General features: G+C 59.0%; 27 protein-coding genes. 15 read left to right on the forward strand and 12 right to left on the reverse strand.

The annotated features are described in order from the left end of the window. The first annotated feature begins 1 nt into the window (after position 1). On the forward strand, positions 2-2587 hold the full coding sequence (locus D1224_RS06870; RefSeq protein WP_119379154.1) for a DEAD/DEAH box helicase: 2586 nt from the start codon (positions 2-4) through the stop codon (positions 2585-2587). 170 nt (positions 2588-2757) lie between these two features. Here D1224_RS06870 and D1224_RS06875 read toward each other — a convergent pair whose 3' ends face one another. The 4 genes from D1224_RS06875 to rffA form a co-directional block, all read right to left on the reverse strand. Next, positions 2758-3930, reverse strand: coding sequence for a tyrosine-type recombinase/integrase (locus D1224_RS06875; protein ID WP_119379155.1), 1173 nt, complete (start codon positions 3928-3930; stop codon positions 2758-2760). Between the two features lie 300 nt (positions 3931-4230). Continuing rightward, positions 4231-4653 carry a GtrA family protein gene (locus tag D1224_RS06880; protein WP_119379156.1) on the reverse strand — a complete coding sequence of 141 codons (423 nt, stop codon included), beginning with the start codon at positions 4651-4653 and terminating at the stop codon, positions 4231-4233. After that, positions 4650-5612: a glycosyltransferase family 2 protein gene (locus tag D1224_RS06885; protein WP_119379157.1), complete on the reverse strand. Its 963-nt coding sequence runs from the start codon at positions 5610-5612 to the stop codon at positions 4650-4652. The genes D1224_RS06880 and D1224_RS06885 overlap by 4 nt, the downstream gene beginning before the upstream one ends. 55 nt (positions 5613-5667) lie before the next feature. Further along, positions 5668-6801 (reverse strand): dTDP-4-amino-4,6-dideoxygalactose transaminase, encoded by a 1134-nt coding sequence (gene rffA / locus D1224_RS06890; RefSeq protein WP_119379158.1) that lies wholly within the window; start codon positions 6799-6801, stop codon positions 5668-5670. Positions 6802-7052: 251 nt separating this feature from the next. Between rffA and D1224_RS06895 the strand changes: the two genes are divergently transcribed. Further along, positions 7053-8840: a hypothetical protein gene (locus tag D1224_RS06895; RefSeq protein ID WP_147372345.1), complete on the forward strand. Its 1788-nt coding sequence runs from the start codon at positions 7053-7055 to the stop codon at positions 8838-8840. A 15-nt stretch (positions 8841-8855) separates the two neighbouring features. Here the strand turns inward: D1224_RS06895 and thpR are convergent, their stop codons facing one another. Together thpR and D1224_RS06905 are read right to left on the reverse strand one after the other, a co-directional pair. Then, positions 8856-9395: an RNA 2',3'-cyclic phosphodiesterase gene (gene thpR, locus D1224_RS06900; RefSeq protein WP_119379160.1), complete on the reverse strand. Its 540-nt coding sequence runs from the start codon at positions 9393-9395 to the stop codon at positions 8856-8858. Positions 9396-9448: 53 nt separating this feature from the next. Next, entirely contained in the window at positions 9449-9781 is a 333-nt protein-coding gene (locus tag D1224_RS06905; protein WP_119379161.1) for a DUF2853 family protein, read from the reverse strand. A gap of 250 nt (positions 9782-10031) precedes the next feature. Here D1224_RS06905 and D1224_RS06910 point away from each other — a divergent pair, with 250 nt between their 5' ends. The 3 genes from D1224_RS06910 to D1224_RS06920 all read left to right on the forward strand — a co-directional run bounded on the left by D1224_RS06910 (position 10032) and on the right by D1224_RS06920 (position 12032). Then, positions 10032-10814, forward strand: coding sequence for a Bax inhibitor-1/YccA family protein (locus tag D1224_RS06910; protein ID WP_233350431.1), 783 nt, complete (start codon positions 10032-10034; stop codon positions 10812-10814). Positions 10815-10971: 157 nt separating this feature from the next. Beyond that, positions 10972-11427, forward strand: a complete 456-nt coding sequence (locus tag D1224_RS06915; RefSeq protein WP_119379924.1) for an MmcB family DNA repair protein — start codon at positions 10972-10974, stop codon at positions 11425-11427. A gap of 50 nt (positions 11428-11477) precedes the next feature. Then, positions 11478-12032, forward strand: coding sequence for a hypothetical protein (locus D1224_RS06920; protein ID WP_119379163.1), 555 nt, complete (start codon positions 11478-11480; stop codon positions 12030-12032). Here D1224_RS06920 and D1224_RS16465 read toward each other — a convergent pair. Then, complete coding sequence (locus D1224_RS16465) at positions 12029-12178, reverse strand: hypothetical protein (protein ID WP_182482199.1); 150 nt, start codon at positions 12176-12178, stop codon at positions 12029-12031. The two genes, D1224_RS06920 and D1224_RS16465, sit on opposite strands and share 4 nt — an antisense overlap. A gap of 62 nt (positions 12179-12240) precedes the next feature. Continuing rightward, positions 12241-12750: a peptide-methionine (R)-S-oxide reductase MsrB gene (gene msrB / locus D1224_RS06925; protein WP_119379164.1), complete on the reverse strand. Its 510-nt coding sequence runs from the start codon at positions 12748-12750 to the stop codon at positions 12241-12243. A 179-nt stretch (positions 12751-12929) separates the two neighbouring features. Here msrB and D1224_RS06930 point away from each other — a divergent pair, with 179 nt between their 5' ends. Then, positions 12930-13181, forward strand: a complete 252-nt coding sequence (locus tag D1224_RS06930) for a DUF2312 domain-containing protein (RefSeq protein WP_119379165.1) — start codon at positions 12930-12932, stop codon at positions 13179-13181. Here D1224_RS06930 and D1224_RS06935 read toward each other — a convergent pair. After that, complete coding sequence (locus D1224_RS06935; protein WP_119379166.1) at positions 13178-14407, reverse strand: FAD-dependent oxidoreductase; 1230 nt, start codon at positions 14405-14407, stop codon at positions 13178-13180. The two genes, D1224_RS06930 and D1224_RS06935, sit on opposite strands and share 4 nt — an antisense overlap. A gap of 57 nt (positions 14408-14464) precedes the next feature. On the opposite strand from D1224_RS06935, the gene D1224_RS16470 reads away from it, so the two are divergent. From D1224_RS16470 to D1224_RS06955, 4 genes are all read left to right on the forward strand, one after another. Then, positions 14465-15025 (forward strand): hypothetical protein, encoded by a 561-nt coding sequence (locus tag D1224_RS16470; protein WP_182482200.1) that lies wholly within the window; start codon positions 14465-14467, stop codon positions 15023-15025. After that, entirely contained in the window at positions 15015-15479 is a 465-nt protein-coding gene (locus D1224_RS06945; RefSeq protein WP_119379167.1) for an ASCH domain-containing protein, read from the forward strand. Before D1224_RS16470 ends, D1224_RS06945 begins: the two co-directional genes overlap by 11 nt. A 35-nt stretch (positions 15480-15514) precedes the next feature. Beyond that, a complete protein-coding gene (locus D1224_RS06950) occupies positions 15515-16369 on the forward strand; it encodes an SDR family oxidoreductase (protein WP_119379168.1) in 855 nt (284 codons plus the stop codon). An 87-nt stretch (positions 16370-16456) separates the two neighbouring features. Then, positions 16457-17194: an enoyl-CoA hydratase/isomerase family protein gene (locus D1224_RS06955; RefSeq protein ID WP_119379169.1), complete on the forward strand. Its 738-nt coding sequence runs from the start codon at positions 16457-16459 to the stop codon at positions 17192-17194. A 3-nt stretch (positions 17195-17197) separates the two neighbouring features. Here the strand turns inward: D1224_RS06955 and D1224_RS06960 are convergent, their stop codons facing one another. The 3 genes from D1224_RS06960 to D1224_RS06970 all read right to left on the reverse strand — a co-directional run bounded on the left by D1224_RS06960 (position 17198) and on the right by D1224_RS06970 (position 19099). Further along, positions 17198-17581: a YidH family protein gene (locus D1224_RS06960; RefSeq protein ID WP_119379170.1), complete on the reverse strand. Its 384-nt coding sequence runs from the start codon at positions 17579-17581 to the stop codon at positions 17198-17200. A 32-nt stretch (positions 17582-17613) separates the two neighbouring features. Beyond that, positions 17614-18510: a tyrosine recombinase XerC gene (locus D1224_RS06965; RefSeq protein ID WP_119379171.1), complete on the reverse strand. Its 897-nt coding sequence runs from the start codon at positions 18508-18510 to the stop codon at positions 17614-17616. A gap of 109 nt (positions 18511-18619) precedes the next feature. Further along, positions 18620-19099 (reverse strand): GNAT family N-acetyltransferase, encoded by a 480-nt coding sequence (locus tag D1224_RS06970; RefSeq protein WP_182482201.1) that lies wholly within the window; start codon positions 19097-19099, stop codon positions 18620-18622. Between the two features lie 101 nt (positions 19100-19200). Here D1224_RS06970 and D1224_RS06975 point away from each other — a divergent pair, with 101 nt between their 5' ends. The 5 genes from D1224_RS06975 to D1224_RS06995 all read left to right on the forward strand — a co-directional run bounded on the left by D1224_RS06975 (position 19201) and on the right by D1224_RS06995 (position 25817). After that, the gene (locus D1224_RS06975; RefSeq protein WP_119379173.1) at positions 19201-21369 is read left to right on the forward strand and encodes a primosomal protein N'; all 2169 of its coding nucleotides are present in this window, start codon (positions 19201-19203) and stop codon (positions 21367-21369) included. Between the two features lie 194 nt (positions 21370-21563). Beyond that, complete coding sequence (locus D1224_RS06980; protein WP_119379174.1) at positions 21564-22604, forward strand: hypothetical protein; 1041 nt, start codon at positions 21564-21566, stop codon at positions 22602-22604. A 198-nt stretch (positions 22605-22802) separates the two neighbouring features. Further along, positions 22803-23363: an ATP synthase F1 subunit delta gene (gene atpH, locus D1224_RS06985; RefSeq protein WP_119379175.1), complete on the forward strand. Its 561-nt coding sequence runs from the start codon at positions 22803-22805 to the stop codon at positions 23361-23363. A 7-nt stretch (positions 23364-23370) separates the two neighbouring features. Beyond that, the gene (atpA, locus tag D1224_RS06990) at positions 23371-24906 is read left to right on the forward strand and encodes a F0F1 ATP synthase subunit alpha (protein WP_119379176.1); all 1536 of its coding nucleotides are present in this window, start codon (positions 23371-23373) and stop codon (positions 24904-24906) included. 26 nt (positions 24907-24932) lie between these two features. Then, entirely contained in the window at positions 24933-25817 is an 885-nt protein-coding gene (locus D1224_RS06995; protein ID WP_119379177.1) for a F0F1 ATP synthase subunit gamma, read from the forward strand. The last annotated feature ends 270 nt before the right edge of the window (positions 25818-26087 follow it).

The following is a 26087-nucleotide window of genomic DNA, read 5'->3' on the forward strand; positions in this document are numbered from 1 at the left end:
CATGAAATTTACGCTCAAGGATTATCAGGAAGACGCAGTCGCCGATGTGCTGGTCAATCTGCGCAAGGCGCGCAAGCGCTGGCATGAAGACCGGGACAAGCAGGCTTTCTCCCTGACGGCGACAACGGGCGCGGGCAAGACGGTCATGGCTGCGGCAGTCATCGAAGCACTGTTCCACGGCAGCGCCGATTTCGAGTTCGAGCCTGACCGGGGCGCGGTCGTGATCTGGTTCAGCGATGATCCGTCCCTTAATGAACAGTCCAAATACAGGCTGATGGAGGCGTCCGACAAGCTGACGGTTTCCGATCTCGTCACAGTCGAGAGTAGCTTCGGGCGTGAACGGTTCGAGCCTGGCAAGGTGTATTTCCTGAACACGCAGAAGCTGTCGAAAAACAGCCTGCTGGTGCGCGGGCATGATGACGATGAAGACGCCATTGTAACCGATGACGGGCGGCGGCTGCTGCCCGATGCGCGGTCTCATACGATCTGGGACACGATCCAGAATACGATCGAAGACCCGGACCTGACGCTCTATCTCGTTTTGGACGAGGCGCATCGCGGCATGCGTGGAACTGCTAGCGGCCGCCAGACCATCGTGACGCGCCTGATCGGCGGTCAGGGCCGCGTGCCAGGTATCCCGATTGTCTGGGGCATTTCCGCGACCGTGGAGCGCTTTGACACTGCGATCCGGGATATTCCCGGCCTTTCCACTTTGCCCAATGTCGTTGTGGATTCAAAGAAGGTGCAGGATTCCGGCCTTCTGAAGGACACGATCAATCTCGATGTGCCGGAAGAGACAGGCGACTTCTCGACCGTTCTGCTGCGGCGAGGCACTGCGAAGCTGCGTGAGATTTCGAAAGCCTGGGCTGACTATGCGAAGCTGCAGGACGTTCACAAACCGGTTCAGCCGCTGATGGTGCTACAAGTGCCCAATAACCCCGATCATGATGAAATCGGGCTTTGGCTACAGACGATCTTTCAGGAGTGGCCGGAGATTGTTCCATCCAGCATTGCGAACGTGTTTGGGGAGCACAGAAATGAGAGTTTCGGGCCATACGCTGCGCCTTACATTGCGCCGGAACGGGTGCAGGACGCCGATTGGGTGCGCATCCTGATTGCCAAGGATGCGATCAGTACGGGTTGGGACTGCCCACGTGCAGAAGTCATGGTTTCATTTCGTGCAGCGTCTGATGAGACGCATATCACCCAATTGCTAGGACGGATGGTCCGGACGCCTATGGCGCGCCGGATACCGGGGAATGAATTGCTAAACTCAGTGGCTTGCCTATTGCCGCACTTCAACCGGAAGACGGTCGAGCGGGTGGTTGATTTGCTGATCAATGGGGGCGAGCTAGGCGGAGATGGCACCGGCCGCCGTGTGCTGATCAATCCTGTCGAAATGCTGCCCAATCCGGATGTGCCGGAGGCTGTCTGGGAGAAACTAGAGGCGCTGCCGTCTCAATCCCTGCCCAAGCGACAAGCCAAGCCGGTCAAGCGCCTGACGATCCTAGCGCATCGATTGGCTGTTGATGGTCTTCTGGCGGATGCAGGCAAAGAAGCTCACCGCCGCATGCACAAGGTTCTGGACGGACTTGCTGTGACATACAGTGACGAAATCAGGGAAGCGCGCGAATCCGTCCTGCAGGTGGAGGGGGCAACACTTGTTGCGGACGTTCACACGCAAAAGCGCAGCTTTAACGATTTTGTCGAGGATGCTGACTTTGCCGTGATCGAGGATGCCTATAGACGGGCCGGCCGTGCAATCTCTCCTGACCTAGCCAAGACTTACAGCGAACATCTGGCGGCGAAAAATGAAGACGCTGAAGACGATGAAGACGCCCTGATCGAAGCGCACACAGATGTTGCCGCATTGGGCCTTGTGCCGGACATCAAGGACAAGCTCGACGCAGCGGCCGACGAACTGGCGAAACAGTGGCTGACGCAACACCGTGTCGCGATAAAGAGTCTGAAAGATGACAGGCAGGAGGCGTACAGGGACATTCGCGCGATGAGTACCGATCCGCTAGACATCGACTTGGTGCGCCCAAAAGTCTGGCAGCAGCAAACGAGGGCAAAAAACCCGGACGGTCAAACTGTTGATCTTCCGCGATATGAAAAACATCTCATATGCGATTCTGACGGAATGTTCCCCGATGACTTAAATCCGGATGAAATCGCCGTCCTGAAGGCGGAAATGAAGCGGCCGGGATTCAAAGCCTGGTATCGCAACCCGCCTGGAACCAGTCAGGAGTCGCTGGGCATTTCCTACGAGCTTGACGGAGCAATTAAGATCGTTCGGCCGGACTTCATTTGCTTTTCCGAGATCGCTGACGGAACAATCGTAGCTGATGTTGTAGACCCGCACGGCACGCATCTTAGCGATGCCTTGCCAAAGCTGCAGGGTCTCGCGAATTACGCTGCGAAGCATTCGGGTGTTTATCGGCGAATCGACTCGATAGCCAAAATGCCTAGTGGCCAGTTCAAGGTGCTGGACATGACAGAACCAAGCGTAAGAGAGGCTGTTTTGAAGGCCTCGTCTGCGGCGGCGGTATTTGAGAGCGCCGCTGCAACGCACTTTACGAGCTAAGCAAGCTTGTAGATTTGCGGGTATCGAGACGGCGTAATTTATAAATATTCAAAATTTTCAAGTGATTGATGAGCCAATTGGGTGCCTCTCCTGCCCTTGATCTGCTAGCTCATTCGGGACCGTGCTGACTAGCTTGAATGTTCACCTGCATTCCGATGGACATTAGACGTCTACTCATTACCGGCGACGAAACGAGACCATTCATCATACAACGGCTTCCTCTGATCGAAATAATCTGTACGGCGGTAAGCGCGCTCAACGGCCCCACCGACGGTATGCTGAACCATAGTCTCTTTCACCTCAAAACTGGCGTCCGTTTGATCCTCTAACCAAACACGCAGGCTTGTGCGAAATCCATGTGGTCGGGCCTTTAGCCCTTTGCGTTCCATCATTCGGCTAAGCGTCGCATCGCTCATTACGCCTTTGCGCATCGAAGGGAACAGAAAACCATCTCGGGCGAACGGCTTCGCAAGCTCGATTACCCGCGCGGCTTCATCCGAGAGATAGCAACGGAAAGCTTCGGTGGCGTCCTTCTTTCCCTTCAATAATTCTGATGGTGTCGTCCAGATCCGTCCTTCGATGTGTTGTAAGCGCAGAAAGCGAACCGGTTTCACTCTATGACCGGTAAGTATCAAAAGTCTCATGGCCAAGTTGGCGACTGTCGGTTCCTGCAAACTCGCATAAAAGTCGGGCACGTCCTGCCAAGCCATAGCCTCTATGTGAGTCGGCCTGTGACGCTGCCTGCCAAGCAGCGCTTTCGCCTTGCTCGTTGCTTGAATATCGACTTCTAGCCCGAGCGCGGCAGCGTGCTTCAATACCAATCCAAGCCTATTGATGGCCTTCTGCGCGGTGACAGCTTTCGTGTGCCAGATCGGCCCAAGCGTCTCTTGGATAAGACGTTGATCGATGGCGGAAACTGGATAGGCGCCCAGTTTTGGCAAGACGTGAAGTTGTAGCGGGGAGAACCATCTACCCGCTTTGCCATCATCCCGAAGTTCCGCCTTCCTCGCTTCGAAAGCTTCGGCCGCTATCTTTTCTAGCGAGTTGTCTTGTCTGAGCGTATCGCGCCGCTGCTTATCTCTCTGAATGATTGGGTCTTGTCCGACCCGAACTAAACTTCGCGCCGCATCTGCAGCTTCACGCGCCTGCTGCAATGATACGTCGCTGAGTGATCCCAACCCCATCTCTCTGCGCTTGCCTGCTATCGAGAAGCGATAGAACCATTTTGCTCGTGCATCGCTGACGACGTGTAGCCATAAGCCACCTCCGTCATTGTGCTTGCCGATCGGCGCCGACCTCACAAATGCTGCTGATAGCTTACTTCTTGCACGCTTGGAAACCAAGTTTGGACCACCTTTCAGACCACCTTTCTATACTGGACCTTACCGGATTAAGCCAGACCACATCACCCATCGGAATATTGAAATAATTATAATATATCACCCCTCTAAGTCGCATCCGGACTTAGTCGAACCGAAGTTCAAGTCACCTAGGCGGCACCATTTTTCACCAATTTGACTTCGTCAAAAATTTTGGTCCGGGGGACCAAAATTAGGTGAAAAGTGCCCGGCAGGGGCCTTCGATTCTTCATCGCTTCGCTCGTCACATGGATTGCGCTCGAGGCTGCGAGAAAACTGGCGTTTTCAGTCGGCATCGTTCGCAGGCTTGAAGACCACAAGCGATAGCACGACGAACGAATAGACCGCCGCCACGCCGACAGTAAACAGCACTGAGAGGAGCTCTGGCCAACCGAGGATCGTCGCAAACACTGGATAGATCGATATCTGCAACAGGTAGGTCGACGCATACAGCAGCGTGTAGAGGATAAGCGAGCGAACGATGGCCGCGTTGCTTCTGAAGACGAAAGAACGCTGCAGGTAGAAGTTCAGCAGAAGGCTACCGACCGTTGTCACCGCGAACGCGATCTCATGCGCGACGCCCAGCTTTCTCTGGATGTAGACGATGGCCGCCGCGAACAAATTCATGGAAGCGCCAACCACAATGTACCGGATCAGCGCACCGCTGGTCGGCGATGATTTCAGCTTCTGGAAAACCGTACCCATCATTGCGGTTTCGGCTTGTCCGACCCCGGTACATCATTGAGATAATCAGCCACAATATAGGAGGGGCGAGCCTTGGCCTCCCGCAGTGTCCGGCCGACATAGATACCTGTCAGGCCCACGCTGCAGATAAGCACACCGCCCATGAACCAGACTGACAGGATGAGAGACGGATAGCCAGACACACTGAACTGGCCCATCAGCGCCTGGATGAAGGTCACGATCGACAGCACAAATGTAATCGCCGCGATGATCAGACCGATCGTGACAATGATCCAGAGCGGCCGATCCGAGAATGAGAATACGACATCCGAAGCCAGCTTCAGAAGCTTTCTGAATGTGTAGGACGACTTGCCCTCGCTGCGCCTGCTGTGGGCCACGTCCAGATAGACAGGGTCAAACCCCATCCACTGGATCATGACCGGGAAATATTTCTGTTCTTCTTCCCAGCTGCAATAGGCATCGACGACGGTGCGGTGATACAGGCCGAAATTCGCGACGCTGGCGTCCAGCGGCTTGCCGGTCATGAAGCTCAAGAGGCCATAATAGCCCGCAGAAATCGCGCGGCGATAAAGGCTGTCATTGCGCTCGGCCCGGCGCGCGAGAACGATCTTGGCGTCCTCTTTTCTGGCTGCCTCGAACAGGTTCGGGATTTCTTCCGGTTGGTCCTGAAGGTCACAGTCCATGACGACGACCCATTCGCCGGTTGAATGTTTGAGGCCCGCTTCAATCGCCGAATGCTGCCCAAAATTCCGAGAGAACCTCATCCCCTTCACGAAAGGGTTCGCCGCGCAGATCTCTTTCACAGCAGCCCAGGACCCGCGCGGGCAGTGGTCATCTACCAGGATGATTTCATAACTGATGCCCATCTTGGCGCAGACATCGGCCACACGCTGGCAGAGCGGCTCGAGGGAGCCGGGGCTGCCATATACCGGCGAGACAACTGACAAGGTCGGTGACGTCATGGAGTATGTTCTTCCTGTAAGCCGCAGGCGGGCGCGTCGATCGCTCGACGGGTAATCAGGTCTTGAAATAGGCCTCGACGGCTTCAATCACCTTGTCGCACTCATGCCCATCCATCGTATACATCGGCAAGCGGACGAGGCCGTCGGAAACCGCATCCGTTACAGTCAGCTTCCCCGCAGCGCGTCCAAACTTCTTCCCACCCACGGATGAATGCAGCGGAACATAGTGGAAAGGCGCAATGATCTCTTTTGATTTCAGATGCTCACGGAACTCCTCGCGCGCCTCAAGATCGGGAAAGAGCAGATAGTACATGTGCGCATTGTGCTCGCACTCCGGCGGGATGAAAGGCAGGCGCGCCTTTTTTTGCGGGACGCAGGCCTTGAATGCGTCATTATAGCGGTGCCAGACGGCAAGGCGCCCTTCACGCACCGTATCGGCAACTTCCAGCTGGCCGTACAGAAAGGCCGAGATGATCTCGCCCGGCAGGTAGGACGAGCCGATATCGACCCAGGAATACTTGTCGACAGCGCCGCGGAAGAAGAGCGAACGGTTGGTACCCTTTTCCCGCAGGATCTCGGCGCGCTCGCAATACTTCGGATCGTTGATGCAAAGGGCACCGCCCTCACCGCTGATGATGTTCTTCGTCTCGTGGAAGCTGAAGGCCGACATCACACCAAGCGTGCCAGCATTGCGACCCTTATAGGTCGAACCCAGCGCCTGCGCTGCATCCTCAACGACTTTGAGACCATGACGGTCGGCAATCGCGTTAATCGCATCCATGTCGCAGACGACGCCGGCATAATGCACCACAAAGATGGCCACGGTCTTTTCCGTAATGGCCGCCTCGACCGCCTCTGGTGAAATGTTCAGCGTGTTCGGGTCGATATCGACAAAGACCGGGGTCGCCCCGCGCAGGCAGACGGCATTTGCGGTGGAGACGAAGGTAAACGATGGCATGATCACTTCGTCGCCTGCCGCCAGGTCCAGCAGAATGGCCGCCATTTCGAGCGCTGCCGTGCAGGAATGGGTGAGGAGCGCCTTCTTTACACCGAGCATTTCCTCGAGTTTTGCGTGGCAGCGTTTGGTAAAAGTGCCGTCGCCGGAAATCTGACCGAGCTCGATCGCCTCGCGGATATAGTCGATCTCCCGGCCCTGAACTTTAGGCTTGTTAAAAGGTACTGTCGCCATGATCCCCGGCTTATCCTCATATCCCTACGCGCAAGCTCTTAGTACGCGCGAATCCTGCGTTCAAATAAATAGATGAATGACACCGCGCGCAATGCGGCTGGCGCGGTTCAAGCGTCGCGCACTGTTCGGCGTAGAAAGCGAAGTTGCATCCCCGTAGTGGGAACGCTAACAGCCAGTCTCTTGCAGATTGCCTGAGGGGGCAGCAAGGGTAACGCCTTACACTTGTGGTAGTGCACGAAGGGGAGCAGCAGGTGAATTCATACGCTGAGCGCATAGCGAACCATCCTCGGTCGCAAAGAGCGCCCGTCCTGTTTCTGGTTTTGCTCATTCTTGTTTTCTACGGCTATGGCCGCTGGGTGATCGCTGACTATTACGATGCTGCGATCCCGCATTATGATTCAGTCGGCGCCTATCTCAGATACTTTATCGTTCTGGACGCGGTGCACCAGCATGGACTGGTTCCAGCCATTCCGTACGCTTTCGCTGACGCGCTCTCGCCGCTTCAATCGATCTTCACGCTTGCTTTCAGTCCATTCCTCAGCAAGTCGATGTCGTCATTCCATCTGTACAATACCCTGTGCTTCATCCCTGCCGTATTCGGGATGTATGCAGCCGCGCGTTCCTATCGCTGCGCTGCGGGCACGTCGGTTCTATTCGCCTGCCTGCTTCTGGTGCCAGGCGGCATGTATTACTGGGACCTCGGCGTTTTCGACCTGCGCCGTGACCCTGGCACATACTTTCTGCTTGTCGGCGCGCTCTTCTTCGCTATCGCTTATTTCGCCGGCGAAGCGCCAACACCGCGCCGGCGGCTCGCTTACGGTATTTGCACTGGCGTAACAGCGGGGCTGTGCCTTCTGTCGCGCGACTCTGCATTCGGCTTCCTGTTCGGCGTCGTTGTGTTGCCCGCGATTGGCATGTGGCTCGCGAATTTCCGCCGCAAGACCGTGCGGGACAATCTGTTCGACCTTATCCCGGTAATCGCCAGCTTTATACCGTTCGTCTTTATCTGGGGCCTGTTTGTCGATTCCATTCTTGGCCGGATCCTGAACCCGTACCTCTATTATGGTGCAGGCAATGACGGCCCGACCACGCTGGTGGACAATGTCGCGATCACTTTATTCCTGATTACCGACCTTGGTCACTCATTCTACTGGATGAGCTCCAAATGGGAGACCGTGAAGATCATGTCGGGTTTCGCTGCTCTCGTGGCCGGCATCTTCTTCCTGTCTCGGAACACGAAGGCTGCGAAACCAGAGCCGCAGCCGCCTCAGCTGACCGCGACCTCCAGAACGGTCACACTGGTGTCCATTACTGTATTCATTGTCCTCTACGTTCATTTCTTCCTCGCCTTCATCGTAGGCTGGCTCTCGGTCAATTCGCGATCGATCCTTGAGGTTGCCGCGCCGTATTATCCGTCGATGGCGGCCTTCCTCGTTGCCGGGCTTCTCGGCCTGAGCTTCCTGCCGCGCAGCCAGCGTATGCGCGTCCAGATTGGGAGTGCCCTTCTGGCGCTTACCCTCGTCGTTGTCGGCATGCATACACGCTCCCAGACGCGCAAACCGAACTATCCAGACTGGTTCGTCGCCGCTCATGAGCAGGTCGGGCAGGTGCTCGCCAATAGCGGCACGCCTTATGTCGTGGCCGAAATGGCCAGCGACTTCCGTATGCCTGCCGTTCAGCTCTACGCGGTCCAGAGCGGTGCGAAGCCGCCCCAGCGCCTGTTCTATGAATTTGATGGGCGCGGACATGACTTCTTTGTTGCGGGGCCCGCAGATCCTGCGATGAACGCGGGTTTCGAAGCCGCGATGGAAGAGGCCGTTCTTTGCCGGGCGGACTTCATTCTAACCTTCGCAGATATGAGCCGCTATCAGATAGAAGGCGCCGCCATCTACCTGGAAAGCTCAGGCACCGAGGTGGTCAGCCGCATTACGGGCAAGCTCGAAGAGGCACCAAAGACGTTTTATGGCGAGACCCCGGAGCAGCCGCTCTTCCGCGTCATCGATAATCGCGCCAGAAGTGCTTGCGAAACGGTCGAATAAGTCTGCGGCTATAGCTTATACGCCAAGCGGATAGTCAGCGACCGCTTCATAGATGCTCTTCTTGCCTTCGCGCGGGATGCTCTCAAAAAGGTGGAAGCGGTCAGCTGTCCACGGGCCCGCCCGCAGCACCTGCCAGCGTTCCGACCAGGCCATGGCCGCCTCCAGCGGGACGTTATTGAGATAGGCAAGGGTTATGTGCGGCTTGAAAGGCTTGGCGTCAGGCGACACGCCAATCCGGGCTGCGGCCTTCCGGCAATCGCTGGCGAGTTGATCAAGCACTTCGCTCCGCTTTACGGTTGCAAACAGGGACGACGGCTCCTTGCGGCCGAACCAGCCAACGCCTGAGATCTCGAGGTCGAATTGCGGCGGCGACAGCTCCCCGATCTCCGCATCAAGTTCGGCGGCCAGCGGCTCGGCAACCTCACCGAAGAAGCCGAGCGTCACATGGAAATGGGACCGGTCACGCCAGCGCGCGCCATCGACGCCCTTCTGCAGGGGTTCGAGACGGTCAGCGATATCATCGGGTACAGGCAGGCCCGCAAACAGTCTGATCATGCCCCAAGCTGACAGCTAATCGCTGCCCTCATCAAGAGCAGAACAACCCGAACCTAGCTGGCGAGCTCGTCCAGCTTTCCGAAATGCTCCGCAAGCAGATAATAGAAGGTAACGCGCGACTTGTTCCCGCCCTCGGGCTTCAGCGTCTCGCAGATCTTGCCAATTGCTGCATCGATCTCGTCATTCTTTTCCTTCAGGCCCAGCTTGTTGCGACAGTATTTGTCACGAACCCGCTGAAGCTCTGTCTGGTCAGAACAGGAGACCAGTGAAGAATCCCGATTGCGCAGGGCGATACCGAGGTGGCCGACGATCTTTTCGGCGGCTTTCTGGTTATAGCCTTTTGCGTACTTCTTGATGTTGTCAGCATACGCCGATGCGTCGGCCATACTTCGTCCCCCGTGAGTATTTCCATGCGTCCCTACTGTCACCCCGACAGCTTATGTATGCTGCCGCCAGACCCGGCGAAAGTCAAACTAGACTTGCGCTCTTTTCCCCAATGAGGCGTAAATTGAAGTATTGGCTCGCCCGGATCACGCTTGCGTCAACACATCCAGTTCTCCTTGAATTTGGGCGACCTTTCGCACATATTATCGCTAATCGGCATGCACGTATGCCGGCCTTTCGAAAGAGGGATAAATGAACGACTTCAACTCATCTGTCGCCCGCGGCAGGACTATGGATGCCAGCATTGACCAGGGGCTTCGCACCTTCATGCTCGGCGTCTATCAGAAACTGACGCTCGGCATCGCGCTTTCCGGCGTGCTCGCCTTTGCGGCCGGCACCTGGGACCCGCTCACCGCGCTGATCTTCGGCACGCCGTTCTATTACGTCGTGGCCTTTGCCCCGATCGTGCTGATCTTTGGCTCCATGTTCTTCATGAAGAACCCGTCGCCAACTGGATCGGCCATCCTGTACTGGGCGATCGTGACCTTTGTCGGCCTTGGCCTTGGCGTATACTTCTACATGGCTAGCTCGGGTATCTCGACGCAGACCGCTGGCGGTATCTCGCAATCGCTGAACTACATGACGATTGCGAAAGCCTTCATGATCACGGCCTCGGCTTTCGGCGCACTGACGCTCTGGGGCTACACGACCAAGCGTGACCTGTCGGCTATTGGCAGCTTTGCCATCATGGCGCTCTGGGCCCTCGTGGCCGTTTCGCTGGTCTACATGGTCCTGCCGATGCTCGGCATTCTGGAAGCGTCGTCCGGCATGGAATGGCTGATCTCCGGCGGTTTCGCCCTGCTTTCAGCCGTTCTTGTGGCCTGGCAAACGCAGGAACTGAAGGAAGGCTATTACCAGCTTTCGCACGACGGCCGCAGCCTGGCCGTGATGACGAACTGGGGCGCCCTCAACTTCTTCATCATGTTTGTGAACATGTTCCGCTTTGTGCTGATGCTCCTCGCCTCACGCGAGTAAGCAGCCGCGCAGCTAACAATTGACGAAAGCCCCGGAGCAGCTGTTCCGGGGCTTTTTTCATGCGCCGCACCCAACAGGACCGCGCTTCCCCGCTTGACGATCTGCGCCTGCTTTGAGAGGCTTGGAACAGATCATGAACTTCAAGGTGGGGGCGTCAATGGCCTATGACCCACATAATCCATGCGCGCGCGATATCTGCCGCGGTGTGCTTCGCCTTTTCGGGGCGATGAACCTGGCCGGCGTGACGGAAATGACGCTTGCGAATGGCAGGCGCGCCGATGTCGCCGCGATCGGTCCGAAAGGCGAAATCGTCATTGTCGAGATCAAGAGCTCCGTCGCTGACTTCCGCGCAGACGGGAAGTGGCCAGACTACCGTCCCTATTGCGACCGCTTCTATTTTGCAGTCAGCCATGGCTTTCCGAAGGATCTGATCCCGGCGGAAACCGGCCTTATAGTTGCCGACGGATTTGGAGGCGCAGTGCTGCGAGAGCCAGATACGACGCCTCTGGCCGCAGCGCGGCGCAAGGCGATGACGCTGCGCTTTGCTCGGCTTGCGGCCGTCCGGGCCACACAATATGTCCACCAGCCTTTCACCCCCGAAGCGGCCAAATAGGTGGCAAGCGAGGCTGGACGCCCGCACGCAGAATGCCTAGCTGACACCCCATGAGCCTTGCCTATCCCCTCGCCATCTCTGCCGACGACGCCCTGAAGGCGGGCGGAATTGCTGCACGCACGCGCTATGAAGCCGAAAGCCTTGCGGGCGACACGCCGATCCTGTCGCTGGAAACCGAGTGGCTGAAACCGGAGGCTGCAGACGTTCAGGCGCTGATCAAGGAAGCAGAGTCCGGCGAGGCAAAGGGTTTTATCCAGATCTATGAGGATGCCGATGGCAAACCCGTTCTGGCAGTGACCTACTGGAAGCTGAAACATGCGCCCACCGGCGAGGCAGCCGCGTCGGCCCCCAAACCAGCGAAACCAGAACCCGCCCCCCCCTCATCGCCGAAACCGAAGAAGCAGGCGACGGAAATCGATCATACGGATGACCTCTATTTCCGGAATGCGCGCAGCAAACGCTCACGCAAGAGCAAGCAGGCCGACCCGCGCCAGATGGACCTTTTCGTCAGCCCCGACCAGCGTGGCTACGAGCACAAGGATCCGCACAATCCGAACACGATGCTGACCGATGAAGAGGGCGACGGCACCACGTTCGGTGGCTAGCGCGCCAGCAATAGTTGCGTGGCCATCGCGGCCAGTGCCGAGACCGCCATCACGACCACGAAGACGATGCCAAGCATCTTCAGTCCCGGTTTTTCACGAGACGGAACACTGGTCCACCAGGACCTGAAACTGTCATGCTTTTCCATGGCGTCCGCCTAGCAGGACCAGCACACCGCTGAAAGGCTAAATTCCCGGAGACTTGCGGATATCAGGCGCCTGCTGGCTTGAACGTCAGTGCGACGCCATTGTTGCAGTAACGAAGCCCTGTTGGCTGCGGCCCATCCTCGAAGACATGGCCCTGATGACCGAGGCAGCGCGCGCAGTGGTATTCGGTGCGCGTAAAGAAGAGCTTGTTGTCTTCCTTGAAGCCGAGGCTGCCCTCGATATAGCTCCAGAAGCTCGGCCAGCCGGTGCCGCTGTCATATTTCCATTCCGATTTGAATAGCGGCAGGTCACAGCCCTCGCAGTGGAAGGTGCCGTCACGCTTCTCATCATCCAGAGGTGACGACCCGGCGCGCTCGGTGTCTTCCTTGCGCAGCACGTTGAATGCATCGCGCGGCAGACGCTCGCGCCATTCCGCTTCGGTGAGGTTGCGCCAGTCCGTATCGGCATATTGCGCTTCGGCAGCGCTCTGGCTTTCGGCAGTGCTGCGCGCATTGGTGCACGCGGCAAGGAGGCCACCCGCTACACTGCTCAACAGCAGGCGGCGTCGCGACATATTTGCAAAGACGTGTTTCATCCATGCGATATGGCCCCGAACACCGCGCCGACCACTCACAAATGCGTGTGGAAAAGGTGAGAGCCGCGCCAAAATTGCCTGCAACGAAGGGTCGCCATCGGCTTCCACAGTCTTTAGAAGTCCGCCTTCAAATTAACCTCAATGTGCCGGAGCAGGTCATGGACGACGGAAAGCTGACAGACGCAGCGCGCGAAAAACTGCGCCTGACGGTCGAGCGTATAGAGCGCCTCGAAGAAGAGAAAAAAGAAGTCGCTGATCAGATCAAGGATGTCTACGCCGAGGCAAAGGCCATGGGCTATGACACGAAGGCGCTTCGCCAGGTGGTACGCGTGCGCAAGCAGGACCGTCAGGAGCGTGAAGAGCAGGAAGCGGTTCTCGAAACCTATCTGATCGCGCTCGGAGAGGTCTAGCGACCCGCCTGGTCGAGCTCTTTCGGCCAGTGCTCAGGGCGCGGCCCCATCCCGACAGCGCGTGCGGGCAGGCGTCTCAGAATTGGCACCTTGTCCAGCAGCCGGACGATGAATGGCGCGTCGCCAGATGACTTGCCGCGAATGGTCGGCATGATAACGCGTTCATGCGCGAACACCTGCACTGCCTGCGTAATCTCAGCAGGCCATTCACGCCGCTTCTGCACCTTTTCAAGAATATCATTCGACAGGCTGCCCTTCTTGAGCGCCGGGCCGATAATTCGCGCCGCCGCCACAGCGTCCTGAAGGGCGAGATTGATGCCGACACCGCCAACAGGCGACATGGCATGGGCCGCGTCTCCAATGGCCAGAAGCCCGTCGCGCCACCATTTGCGCAGCCGGTTCACCTCGACACGAAGCAGTTTGACGTCATCAAAGCTCTCGATGCTCTGCGCTTCCTCAGCGAGTTCAGGCGCGATTGTCGAGACCCTGTCCCTGAACGCAGCAAGCCCATCTTGCTGAATTCCGTCGAAGCCATCCTTCTCGATGACCAGGGCGGCCTGCCAGTAGCTGCCGCGATTGATCGAGACCAGAAAGCCACCCCTGGCGAGGTGACCCAGCGATTCAGAGGAGGCATCGCGCACATTGCGCGGCAGCCGGAACCACAGCACATCGAAGGGCACACCCTGCTGAACCTGCTTCAGGCGCCCGGCCTCGCGCAGTGTGGAATCGCGACCATCACATGCAACTGTCAGTTTAGCGCGGATCTTGAAGTCTTCGTCGCCCTTTTTGGCGCAGATGCCCGTCACCTGCCCATCCCGGCCCATCAGTCGCTCAGCACGGGTCTCCATCATCAGCTGGAAACCGGGTAGCTTGCGCGCCTCGCTGGCCAGAAAATCGAGGAAGTCCCATTGCGGCATAAAGGCGATGAATTTCGCCGCCGTCGGTAGGTGGCTGAAGTCGACCATCCGGTAATGGCGCCCGCCCGCATTTAGCCCGATGTGTTCTGTTTTCTGAAAGTCGCGCTTCAGGAAGGTGTCCAGCAGGCCAAGCTCATGGAGTACCTGCATGGTGGACGGGTGGACCGTATCGCCGCGAAAGTCGCGCAGGAAGTCCTTGTGCTTCTCGACCACGACGACGTCTACGCCCTGCCGCGCCAGCAGATAGCCCAGCATGATGCCAGCGGGCCCACCACCAGCGATACAGCATTCTGTTTCAATCACCTGCATGTGCCATCGCCCTGATCTTGGCGTTTCACCTGAACCGACCTAATGTCTCAGCTACTGATGTCACGCGAAATCGACGAGAGAAAGAAGCGCAAGGCGCTGCGCAAACTGCGCAAGGCGGCAGAGCTCGCCGAACGCGGCGAGGGTCCGCCCCTTTCCGATTGGGAGCGCGAATTCCTCGAAGAAGTCGAGCAGCGCATCGAGACCTTTGGCTCTGCCTTTGCCGATCCTGAAAAAGGCAATCTCGAAGAGCCGATGTCGGCGCTTCAGACCCGCAAGCTGAAGGAAATCGACAAGAAGGCGCGCGGCAAGGACACAGGCTTCAAGACGCGCAAGCCGCTCGGCTGGAAAAAGAAGCAGGACTTCATCCCGCGCGTGCGCCAGCTCGACGACGACATTGTCGAAGAAACCGCGCCGTCGCCTGAGACAAAGCCCGCACCAACGCCGTTCAGCGTCATCCGTGGCAGCGAACTTGGCGCACCGCGCCCCAAGCGGAGCTCGAAGAAGGCGCCTGCCAAACCAGCGGCGCAATCAAAAAAGCCAGAGCGCGAGGCCGCTCCGGAGGCCGCGCCAAAGCGGCCCGCCTTCCGCGTCATCCAGGGCGGCAAGGATGACGCCTGACCAGCAGGCGGCATGGGACCGCTTTCAGGCTGACACGGCAGACGCCCGCCAGCCCTATGACATCTTTGCCTTCGGGGACGGTCCTGACCTTGCCGACGAGCTGCTGGCGCTGGTGCTGTCCGGGACAAAACAGGCCACCGCCGGGCGTCTCGATCTCTACAAGTCTCTGGCGATGCGCCCGCCAGCGCCCGGCGATCTTTCGCTCATCCTCGATGGCGCGGGCCGGCCCGCCTGCGTGATAGAAACCACGCGGGTCGATATCGCGCCGTTTTCTTCTGCAACAGAGGAATTTGCCTATGTCGAAGGCGAAGGCGACCGCTCTCTCGCTTACTGGCAATCGGCGCACCTCGCCTACTTTCACCGCGAATGCGCCCGCGAAGGCAGCTTCTTTTCAGAAAACGAGCCCATCGTCTTTGAACGGTTCCGGCTTATCTGGACTCCTGAACAGCAATAGCAGGCCAGACCCTGGCCTTCTGATGGAGCACAGGAATGAAGACCGTCGTCATCACAGGCGCCTCGACCGGAATTGGCCGCACCGCCGCCGAACACCTCGCTGCGCAAGGCTGGAAAGTCTTTGCCGGCGTGCGCAAGCAGGAAGACGCCGACGCTCTGGCCAGGGCCAATCCAGCTATCGAACCCCTCATGCTGGATGTCACGAAATCAGAAGATGTCGAGGCGGCGGTTGTGAAAGTTTCAGAGGCGCTGGGCGGGGCAAAGCTCGCTGGCCTCGTCAATAATGCAGGCATTGCCAATATGGGCCCGCTCGCGCTGCAGCCTGCCGACGAGTTCAAGGCCCACTTCGAGGTGAACGTCTTCGGTACACTGAACGCCACGCAAGGCTTCTTGCCCCTGCTCGGCACAGACCGTAACCGCAGCGGGGAACCCGGCCGGATCGTCAACATCACCTCACTTGGCGGGCGCATCGCGGCGCCATTCCTGGGCGCCTACACCGCAACCAAGCATGCCGTCGAAAGCATGACCGACAGCTTCCGGCGCGAACTGATCATCTATGGCATCGATGCCATTGCAATCGGTCCGGGCTCTGTGAAGACGCCCATCTGGGACAAGGCTGAGGACAAGAACGAGAACCAGCCCTACGCCAATTCGGCCTGGGCAGAGCCGATCTCCAAATTTTCCGACGCGATGCTCAAAGGTGGGCGCGAAGGCCTCCCACCTGAACGGATCGCTGAAGTCATTGAGACCGCGCTTATCGATTCGAGCCCCAAGGCGCGCTATGCGCCCGTTCCGAACAAGTTCACTAACTGGACCATCCCGACCCATATTCCAAAACGCTGGCTGGACAGCATCTTCGCCAATCGGTTCGGCATGCAGAAGCCCGACTGACCGCAAAGGCCTGACCACGCGTCAGCATTCCAAGCACGCACCACCCGTTCTAGGCTCTCCTGAAACAACAGATCGGGAGAAACGGATATGGGCGACCTCGTCACGCGCAAGGATGACAATGGGCTGTGCTGGCTGACGCTGAATCGGCCGGACAAGCTGAATGCGCTGACCGTCGACATGTTCAGGGAACTGCGCGCCCATGTCAGCGACCTCTACAATGATGAGAGCGTCGGCTGCATCATCCTGAAAGGCGCGGGCAAATGCTTCTCTGCGGGCCACGACCTCGGTGACATTGCCGAAGGCGAAGCGGTCCCTTCGCGCGGCTGGCATTCGGAAACCCTCCGCCTGATGGAAAAACTGCCAAAGCCGGTCATCGCAGGCGTTCATGGCCACTGCTATACCGGCGCGCTGGAAGTGGCGCTTGCCGCAGACTTCATCCTCGCGGCCCAGTCTGCCAAATTTGCGGACACACACGCCAAATGGGCACTCACCCCAATCTGGGGCATGAGCCAGCGCCTGCCGCGCCGCGTCGGTATCGCGACCGCCAAACGCCTCATGTTCACCGCAGAGACGGTAAAGGCCGACGAAGCCATGCGTATGGGCCTCTGTGAAGCCATCTTCGCCGATGAAACATTCGAGGCGGACCTGGAAGTCTTCGCCCGTCAGATCCTCGCCAACTCGCCCTTCAGCCATGCGGCCAACAAGCGCCTGCTTGAGGCGACCGACGCCGACAAGATGGATGCCGGGCTGCAATGGGAAATCCTGGAGAATGAAGGTGTCGGCCCCGACATGCAGGCGCGCATCGGCGCCTTCATGAAGAAATAGGCATTACAGAAGCCAGAGTATGACGTTCAGCATCAGCGACCCTGCGATAAAAAGCATGGAGATCAGCCTGAAATTGCTGTGGCTCATTGGTTCTGCGGCATGCGAATCCATACGGCGCTGCAGGTCGCAAGCCTTGATGTAAGCAATGTAGAAGATGACAACGCCAATCAGAATGAAGATCGTCGCGCCTATCTTGGCCAGCCATGTGGGCTCAAACTTGCCAAAGATCGCCTGAAAACCGAGCCCGACACCCGCAGACGCAAGGCCGGTCCGCATCCAACCCGCAAAGGTGCGTTCATTGGCGAGGATTGTGCGGTCTTCAGCCCAATCGGTCCGATCTTGCGCAAGATCGGTCCGGTCTTCTGCCAGCTCGTTTGACGTGGGCATGCTTTTTATAACCGCCGTGCGGCCAGATGGTTTCAGCCACGCGGGTGCGCGCCCGCGTGCACGGCGCGCAAACGCTCAGAATCGACACCGGTATAGACCTGCGTCGTTGAGAGGCTGGAATGGCCAAGCAGCGTCTGGATCGCGCGCAGATCCGCGCCCGCTGAAAGAAGGTGCGTCGCAAAGGCGTGGCGGAGGGCATGCGGCGTTGCTGTCTCAGGCAGGCCGAGCGCGCCGCGCAGAACCTGAACGCCGCGCTGCACGATGGCGGGCTGCAGCCGCTTACCACGAACACCATAGAAAAGAGGCGTATCGCTGGTCAGCCGATATGGGCAAAGCCGCGCATATTCATCGATCGCGCGGCGCACTGCCGGAATCAGCGGCACAAGCCGGATCTTGCCGCCCTTGCCCACAATTCGTAGCCTTTCGGGGACAGGCACGATATCCCCATTCAGGCCCAGCGCTTCTGAAATACGAAGCCCCGCGCCGTAAAGCAGCGTCAGCACGGCCGCGTCGCGTGCGGCCACCCATGGCACTTCTGCCGTCGCCTCGACCGTTTCGATCATATCTCGCGCTGCTGCGACAGAGACCGGCCGCGGCAGGCGTGACTGGCGCTTTGGCCCCTTCAGGAAGGCGATCTCCGGGTTCTCGATGCCATGATCGTCGTCCAGCCAGTGAAAGAATGTCTTGATGGCCGACAGGACCCGCGCAACCGACGTATCCGACAGCCCTTCACGTCGGCGTTTGGCGAGGAAGGCGCGAATGTCGCTCGCATGAAGGTGCCTGAACGCCTTGATCGCAACTGGCTCGCCCAGATGGTCGTCCAGAAAGCCAAAAAAGCTTCGAAGGTCGTGGCCATACGCCTCAACCGTATTGTCTGCGAGGCGCCGTTCACGGGAGAGATGATCGAGAAAGGCGGAGAGGATTTCCATGGAGACCTAAGTCTCCGCCCCCGTGGTTAAGGAGGTGTTGAGAGGCTCACATGTGTCTACAGAGCCCGGGCTCGATGACAGGCGTTCGATTGTACTGAACCGATACGGTTCAGGTCAGAGACTTTTCCATCATCAGCCCGTCATAAGTCACGCCATCAAGGCGCCGGTAATCCTGGATGATTCCGATCCGCCTGAAGCCATACCGCTCGAAAAGCGCGATCGCAGCCCGATTGCTGGAATAAACCGTCAGCTCGACCTTTTCGATACCCACGCGCTGCGCATGGTGGCACACAGCTTCTAGCAGCCTCTTTCCGCTCCCTTTGCCACGCGCCTCCGGCAGAAGACCAATACCAAGAATTCCGCGATGGGCGCACTCAGGAATATCAACAGGAACGATATCGGCCCAGCCGACAACCTTGCCTGCATCGACCAGACAATACATCGGCAAATCCTCAGCGATCATCCGCTTCGGCAGATTTCGTTCAGGATCAAAGGGCGGCAGTGCCACTCTCCCGAGATAGACTTTCTCTGCAGCCACGAATTCGCAGGCGGCCCGCCAGCCCGCAATGAGATCATCTCTGATGTACACCACATCCATTCGCTTACCTTACCGCAAGCAATTCAAACTGCCCATTCCGTCCTGAAACCCGCGGGTGACGCACGAAGGCGGTAAGTCTAAAGCTGGCGGCGATGAAGATCGCCAGCATCCTCTTTCCGCTGCCTCTGCCGGAGCCGTTCGACTATGCCGTTCCCGATGGCATGGATGTCGAACCTGGCAGCTATGTGCGTGCACCGCTCGGCAAGATCGAGCGCACGGGCGTCGTCTGGGCGGTGAAGACCCGCGCCGAGGACGACACACGCGACCTCAAGCCTGTTCTCGATGTCTATCCCGTCCCGGCCATGCCAGAGCCGATGCGTAAATTCGTGAGTTTTTCTGCCCGCTATAATGTGGCCCGTCCCGGCCACGTGCTCGCCATGGTGCTGCGGGCGCGCGGCGGACTGAAACCATCGCCCACTGCAACCGTGTATGAGCCGACGGGCCACCGCTCCAACCGCATGACCGAAGCGCGGGTCAAAGTGCTTGATGCCGCGCGAGAGGCCGGACCAACCAGCGCCGCAGAGCTTGCCCGGCAGGCAGGCGTTTCCCCCGGCGTCGTAAAAGGCCTTGTCGAAATCGGCGCGCTGGAGGCCCGCGAGACCCCGACAGATTTGCCTTATCCTCAACCGACGCGCTTTGAGGGCGGCGAGCACCTGACGGCGGAGCAGAAGACCGCGAGCAATGAGCTGCGCCGCGCCATCGCAAAGGGCGGTTTCCAGCCTTTCCTGCTCGATGGCATCACCGGTTCTGGCAAGACGGAGGTCTATTTCGAAGCCATCGCCGAAGCCCTGCAAAAGGCGGGGGATGCACAGGTGCTCGTCCTCCTGCCGGAAATCGCTTTGACGCAGGCCGTGCTTGCCCGCTTCGAGGATCGCTTTGGCGCCCCACCCGCGCCCTGGCATTCAGGCCTTTCCGACGCAGAACGCCGCCGCACCTGGCGCGAGACGGCGCATGGCCGCGCCCGCATCGTGATCGGCGCGCGCTCTGCCCTCTTCCTACCTTTCCGCAATCTCAAACTCATCATTGTGGACGAGGAACACGACACATCCTTCAAGCAGGAAGACGGCGTCACCTATCATGCCCGCGACATGGCCGTGATGCGAGCCAAGCTCGAAGACGCGGCCATCGTTCTGGCTTCCGCCACACCCGCACTGGAAACAATGGTGAATGCCGAAGCTGGCCGCTACAGGCGCCTCAGGCTCTCGGCCCGCCCCGGCGCGGCTCGCCTGCCGGATATTGAGCTTGTCGATCTACGCCTCGACCCGCCAGAAAAGGGAAACTGGCTCTCACCGACGCTCTCAAACGCGCTTGTCTCAACGTTTGAGGCGGGCGAGCAAAGCCTTCTTTTCCTCAACCGGCGCGGCTACGCCCCGCTCGTCATCTGCAAGGCCTGCGGCGAGCGCCTCAAAAGCCCCGGCACAGAAAGCTGGCTGACCGAGCACCGCTATACCAATCGTCTCGTCTGCCACCTGACAGGCTGGTCGATGCCAAAGCCGGAAGCCTGCCCGATGTGCGGGGCAAAGGATTCGTTGATGGGCGTTGGCCCGGGCGTAGAGCGTGTGGCCGAAGAAGCCCGCATACTTCTGCCACAGGCGCGGGTGGAGATATTCTCCTCCGATACCGCGCGCTCTGGCGAAGAGACGCGCGGCATTGTCGACCGGATGGCTGGCGGCGAAATTGACGTGCTGATCGGCACGCAGATCGTCGCAAAAGGTCACAATTTCCCGAACCTTACGCTTGTCGGCGTCGTCGATGCCGACAGCGGCATGAAAGGCGGCGACCTTCGTGCAGGTGAGCGCACCTATCAGCTGCTGAGCCAGGTCGCGGGCCGGGCGGGCCGCGCCGAACGCCCCGGCCGCGCTCTCATCCAGACCTATGGACCAGAGAACCCCGCCATGATTGCGCTGGCGGCGGGTGACCGCGACGGCTTCCTGCAGATTGAGCGCGATGTTCGCGCAGAGCTGATGCTTCCGCCTTTCGGACGTATGGCCGCGCTCGTCCTGTCGGCACCTACGCCGCAACTTATCGAAGAAGCAGGCCGACTGGCCGGCGCAGCTGCCCCCAATGGAGAGGGCGTCACAGTGTATGGCCCGGCGCCCGCCCCGATCTCCCTGCTTCGTGGACGCCACCGCATCCGGTTCCTCATCACCAGCCCGCGCGACGTCGATCTGTCGGCGTACATGGCGGCATGGTTAAAGAGCCTGAAGCTCCCAAACCCTGTGAGAATCTCAGCAGATATCGATCCGTATTCCTTCCTGTAGAGAATGCCCCCACGCCGACCCTCCCCAGGGGGGAAGCGGGATGACCGCATGCGAAGATGTGACCGATAGATAGCCCAATGAAATCATCGCCCCCTCCCCGCTCGCGGGAAGGGTCGGGGTGGGGCTTTACGCGCGCCGCCTGATCCCTACGCCTTACTAGAAGCCTCCTGAGAAGATTGTCGCAGCCACTCCAATTGGCTGGCCGCGCCCATGGTTTCATTCTATCAGAAATTGTTGGAGGCGTTTCAGTGATAGACGAGCAGAAACAAGATTCGGCTCTCCCCACGTCGACGCGGTTGATCAGGGCGAGCGCGGTGTTCGCGATGCTTCTCGGGCTGGCTCTCGCTTTTGTGCCGTGGATCATCGCGGCTTCAGGTGAATACAACCCCATGCTGGTCAGTTTGAGCCTGTTGCTTGGGCTCCCCTTCTGCATTGGCGCGGTTGGTCGGTTATTGTTCAAGATATTTGGCGTTACGACTGGCGCCGATTTTGGTTGGGCCTCTCTTTCAGTAGCGATGGTCGTCCTTTTTGCGGGGGCGAGCATACTGCGGGAAGCCATCATATGTATTCTTATGGCTGCCCCGTTTTGGGCCTTTGGCGTCTGGCTAGGCACCTATACCATGGGCGTTTCGCTTCGCCGCTTTCCAGACCGACCACGCGCCAACGGCGCGGTCTTTCTTATGCTGCCTTACGTCATGCTCGGCGCAGAATTGCATCTTCAGCCCAGCGCTCAGACGTATGTCATAAGCCGGTCCGTCACCGTCAACGCGTCGGCTGACGCCGTCCGGCCCCTTTTGTCGGAGATGCGCAACATTTCTGTCGATGAAGGTCGCTGGAATATTTCCCAGAATCTTCTGGGCGTACCCCGTCCGGTTTCTGCCGTCGTGATCGATCAAGTCCGACTGGCGCGCTGGCAGAATGATGTTTCATTCGAGGAACGCATTGAATTGAACACAGGCTCTGAAATGCGCTGGCGTTTTGCATTCCCCAATGACTCGGTCTCGCGCTACACCGACAGGCACATTTCGCCCGATAGCGAGCATCTCAGGGTCGAGACCGGCGGGTACCACTTGGAGCCTCTGACGGGGAATCGCGTCCGGCTCACATTGGAAACCACTTACACTGCCAAAACACCCGTCAACTTTTACGCATCACTCTGGGGCGAGCTGATTCTGGGCGATATTCAGTCAAACGTACTGCATATAATCAAGCAGCGCGCAGAGGCTTCCCGCTAGGTCACATCAATCCCTATTCCTTCCTGTAGGCAGCCCGCGTGCCAATCGGTCGCAATTCAACCGCTACAGCCACGTTGTCAGTGCCGAAACGAAGTGCTAAGCGCCCTCACAAGTATTGGGTCGGGGCATCGCTCGTCGGCCCGAACCCTTATGTTTCACTTCCGGGCATCCGCCCGCCAACAGACGGAATCCAAGGTCTTGGCCGCATCTTCCGCCTCCCATGCTAATGAAACTGCGCGCCGCTATGCGAGTGCTCTGTTCGATCTCGCCAAGGATAAGGGCGAGCTCGCAACGGTCGATTCCGACCTGAAGAGCCTCACCGCGATGGCCGCAGACAGTGAAGACCTTCGCCGTCTTCTTGAATCACCCGCCTTCGCGCGCGAGGACAAGGCCAAGGCGCTTCAGGCGCTGGCCAGTGCTGCAAAGCTTTCCACGCTCGTGTCGAATTTCCTTGCCACGATGGCGACGAATGGCCGGTCCAGCGACATTACCGGCGCTGCCAGCCATTTCGATCAGCTTTATGCAAAGCATCGTGGCGTGAAGCGGGCTGTCGCCCGGACCGCGGAAGAAATGACCGCAGAACAGCGCCAGAAGCTTGAAGCCATACTGGCAAAGGCTGTAGGCAGCGACGTCGAACTTGAGACAGAAGTGGTTCCAGCCCTTATCGGCGGCATCCAGCTGCGTGTCGGCTCCACTCTTGTCGATGCGAGCGTCGCCTCGAAACTTGAACGTATGAACACCGCCATGAAGGGAGCTTAGAGGCTCGATGGACATCAGCGCTGCAGAAATTTCAGGCATCCTGAAATCCCAGATCGAAAACTTTGGTGTCGAGGCTGAGGTCTCCGACGTTGGACAGGTTCTGTCCGTCGGTGACGGTATCGCCCGCGTCTATGGACTCGATAACGTACAAGCCGGCGAAACCGTCGAATTCGACGGCGGCGTGAAGGGCATGGCCCTCAACCTCGAAGCTGACAATGTCGGCGTCGTGATCTTCGGCGACGACCGCGGCATCAAGGAAGGCGACAACGTCAAGCGCCTGAACGAGATTGTTGCTGCTCCTGTCGGCAAGGGTCTCCTCGGCCGCGTCGTGAACCCGCTGGGTGAGCCGATCGACGGCAAAGGCCCGATCGCGGACGTCGCAGACCGTAACCGCGTCGACGTGAAAGCTCCTGGCATTCTTCCTCGCAAATCGGTTCACGAGCCGATGATGACCGGCCTCAAAGCCATTGACGCGATGATCCCGGTTGGCCGCGGTCAGCGCGAGCTGATCATTGGTGACCGTCAGACCGGCAAGACCGCGATCTGTATCGACACCATCCTGAACCAGAAGCAGACCAATGATGCTGCGAAAGACGACAGCGAGAAGCTGTTCTGTGTCTATGTCGCCATCGGCCAGAAGCGCTCCACGGTTGCCCAGGTCGTCAAGACGCTCGAAGAGCGCGGCGCCCTCGACTATACCGTCATCGTGACCGCAACGGCGTCCGAGCCTGCACCGCTCCAGTATCTTGCACCGTTCACCGGCTGCACGATCGGCGAGTGGTTCCGCGACAATGGCATGCACGCCCTCATCATCTATGATGACCTGTCCAAGCAGGCAGTTGCATACCGTCAGATGTCCCTGCTTCTTCGCCGCCCACCGGGCCGCGAAGCCTATCCGGGCGACGTCTTTTACCTCCACTCCCGCCTGCTCGAGCGCGCAGCCAAGCTGAACGAGGACTACGGTTCCGGTTCGCTGACCGCCCTGCCGATCATTGAGACCCAGGCGAACGACGTGTCGGCCTACATCCCGACGAACGTCATCTCCATTACCGATGGTCAGATCTTCCTTGAGACCGACCTCTTCAACTCCGGTATCCGTCCGGCTGTGAACGTTGGCCTCTCGGTGTCGCGTGTGGGTTCTGCTGCGCAGACCAAGGCGATGAAGAAAGTTGCCGGCTCGATGAAGGGTGAGCTCGCCCAGTACCGCGAGATGGCCGCCTTCGCGAAGTTCGGCTCCGACCTCGACGCTGCAACCCAGCGCCTTCTCGGCCGTGGTGAGCGCCTGACCGAGCTCCTCAAGCAGCCGCAATTTTCGCCGCTGCAGATGGAAGAGCAAGTCGTCGTGATCTATGCCGGTACACGCGGCTATCTCGACCAGGTGCCCGTCCGTGACGTGACGCGCTTCGAGAAGGAGCTTCTTGCCCACCTGCGCGGTGCGAAGAAGGACCTCCTCGCCAAAATCCGCAAGGACAAGGCGCTGACCGACGAGATCGAAGCCGAGATCAAATCGACCCTTGAAGACTTCACCAAGTCGTTCGCCTAAGACGCCACGCTATCAGGAGCTGAGCAATGCCCAGCCTCAAGGATCTGAAAAACCGGATCAACAGCGTGAAATCCACGCGGAAGATCACCAAGGCCATGCAGATGGTTGCAGCGGCCAAGCTGAAGCGTGCCCAGGATGCTGCGGCCGCCTCGCGCCCATACGCCCAGCGTATGGCCAGCGTCGTGGCAAACCTTGCAGGCTCCATGGGCGAAGGCTCCAGTGGCCCGAAACTTCTGTCCGGCACAGGCAGCGACCAGACCCATCTGGTCGTCGTCCTGACATCCGAGCGCGGTCTGGCCGGCGGTTTCAACACCTATGTGGTGAAGGAAGCCCGCCGCCTGATCGCTGAGCTCGCCGGCGCAGGCAAGACCGTGAAGATCCTCACGGTCGGCAAGAAGGGCCGTGAGCAGCTGAAGCGCGAGTATAGCGAGCTCTTCGTCGGCCACCTCGACCTCTCTGACGTCAAGGGGAACGACTATTCCGAGGCCGGCATCGGTCTTGGCAAGGAGATCACCGGCCGCTTCGAGTCCGGTGAATTTGACGTCGCGACCCTCGTCTACAGCCAGTTCAAGAACGTGCTCAGCCAGGTGCCCGTCTCCCAGCAGCTCATTCCTGCGCAGGCCCCGGACGATGCCGAGACGATCGACCTCAAGGGCGCGACCTATATTTATGAGCCATCGCAGGAAGAGATCCTCGAGACGCTCCTGCCGCGCTACATCAATACGCAGATCATCTCCGCAATGCTGGAAAGCGGCGCAGGTGAGCAGGCGGCACGCATGACCGCTATGGACAATGCAACCCGCAATGCCGGTGAGATGATCGACGACCTCTCGATGGAATATAACCGGGCGCGTCAGGCCCAGATCACCAAGGAGCTGATCGAGATCATCTCCGGTGCGGAGGCCCTTTAAGGGGACGAGACGATGAATTTCTGGGTCTACGAACACTTTTCAAACAAGCGCGCACGCGTGCACGCGGCCGATTGCCGATACTGTAATCACGGCCAGGGTGTCGGCGGCGACCAGACCAATGACGACGACAAGTGGCACGGGCCTTTCAAGACCTACGCCGAAGCCGAGACAGCCGCTCAGGCGCTTGGCCAGAAGGACACCCGCGATTGCGGCGTCTGCAAGCCTGCCCAGGCAAGCGAGCGCCGCGGTATCAAGGTGTCCGATGTTGCC

Source organism: Henriciella barbarensis (assembly GCF_003576345.1).
Lineage (GTDB): Bacteria > Pseudomonadota > Alphaproteobacteria > Caulobacterales > Hyphomonadaceae > Henriciella > Henriciella barbarensis.

What these genes read in the sequence shown, in the direction of transcription:
- D1224_RS06920 (WP_119379163.1), top strand. Translation starts at nt 11,478, where the DNA reads ATGAGCCTTGCCTATCCCCTCGCCATCTCTGCCGACGACGCCCTGAAG.
- D1224_RS06935 (WP_119379166.1), bottom strand. Translation starts at nt 14,407, where the DNA reads ATGCAGGTGATTGAAACAGAATGCTGTATCGCTGGTGGTGGGCCCGCT.
- D1224_RS06880 (WP_119379156.1), bottom strand. Translation starts at nt 4,653, where the DNA reads ATGATGGGTACGGTTTTCCAGAAGCTGAAATCATCGCCGACCAGCGGT.
- rffA (WP_119379158.1), bottom strand. Translation starts at nt 6,801, where the DNA reads ATGGCGACAGTACCTTTTAACAAGCCTAAAGTTCAGGGCCGGGAGATC.
- D1224_RS06915 (WP_119379924.1), top strand. Translation starts at nt 10,972, where the DNA reads ATGGCCTATGACCCACATAATCCATGCGCGCGCGATATCTGCCGCGGT.
- D1224_RS16470 (WP_182482200.1), top strand. Translation starts at nt 14,465, where the DNA reads ATGTCACGCGAAATCGACGAGAGAAAGAAGCGCAAGGCGCTGCGCAAA.
- atpA (WP_119379176.1), top strand. Translation starts at nt 23,371, where the DNA reads ATGGACATCAGCGCTGCAGAAATTTCAGGCATCCTGAAATCCCAGATC.
- D1224_RS06945 (WP_119379167.1), top strand. Translation starts at nt 15,015, where the DNA reads ATGACGCCTGACCAGCAGGCGGCATGGGACCGCTTTCAGGCTGACACG.
- thpR (WP_119379160.1), bottom strand. Translation starts at nt 9,395, where the DNA reads ATGATCAGACTGTTTGCGGGCCTGCCTGTACCCGATGATATCGCTGAC.
- D1224_RS06905 (WP_119379161.1), bottom strand. Translation starts at nt 9,781, where the DNA reads ATGGCCGACGCATCGGCGTATGCTGACAACATCAAGAAGTACGCAAAA.
- D1224_RS06960 (WP_119379170.1), bottom strand. Translation starts at nt 17,581, where the DNA reads ATGCCCACGTCAAACGAGCTGGCAGAAGACCGGACCGATCTTGCGCAA.
- D1224_RS06965 (WP_119379171.1), bottom strand. Translation starts at nt 18,510, where the DNA reads ATGGAAATCCTCTCCGCCTTTCTCGATCATCTCTCCCGTGAACGGCGC.
- D1224_RS16465 (WP_182482199.1), bottom strand. Translation starts at nt 12,178, where the DNA reads ATGGAAAAGCATGACAGTTTCAGGTCCTGGTGGACCAGTGTTCCGTCT.
- D1224_RS06910 (WP_233350431.1), top strand. Translation starts at nt 10,032, where the DNA reads ATGAACGACTTCAACTCATCTGTCGCCCGCGGCAGGACTATGGATGCC.
- D1224_RS06885 (WP_119379157.1), bottom strand. Translation starts at nt 5,612, where the DNA reads ATGACGTCACCGACCTTGTCAGTTGTCTCGCCGGTATATGGCAGCCCC.
- D1224_RS06955 (WP_119379169.1), top strand. Translation starts at nt 16,457, where the DNA reads ATGGGCGACCTCGTCACGCGCAAGGATGACAATGGGCTGTGCTGGCTG.
- D1224_RS06975 (WP_119379173.1), top strand. Translation starts at nt 19,201, where the DNA reads ATGAAGATCGCCAGCATCCTCTTTCCGCTGCCTCTGCCGGAGCCGTTC.
- D1224_RS06950 (WP_119379168.1), top strand. Translation starts at nt 15,515, where the DNA reads ATGAAGACCGTCGTCATCACAGGCGCCTCGACCGGAATTGGCCGCACC.
- msrB (WP_119379164.1), bottom strand. Translation starts at nt 12,750, where the DNA reads ATGTCGCGACGCCGCCTGCTGTTGAGCAGTGTAGCGGGTGGCCTCCTT.
- D1224_RS06995 (WP_119379177.1), top strand. Translation starts at nt 24,933, where the DNA reads ATGCCCAGCCTCAAGGATCTGAAAAACCGGATCAACAGCGTGAAATCC.
- D1224_RS06870 (WP_119379154.1), top strand. Translation starts at nt 2, where the DNA reads ATGAAATTTACGCTCAAGGATTATCAGGAAGACGCAGTCGCCGATGTG.
- D1224_RS06930 (WP_119379165.1), top strand. Translation starts at nt 12,930, where the DNA reads ATGGACGACGGAAAGCTGACAGACGCAGCGCGCGAAAAACTGCGCCTG.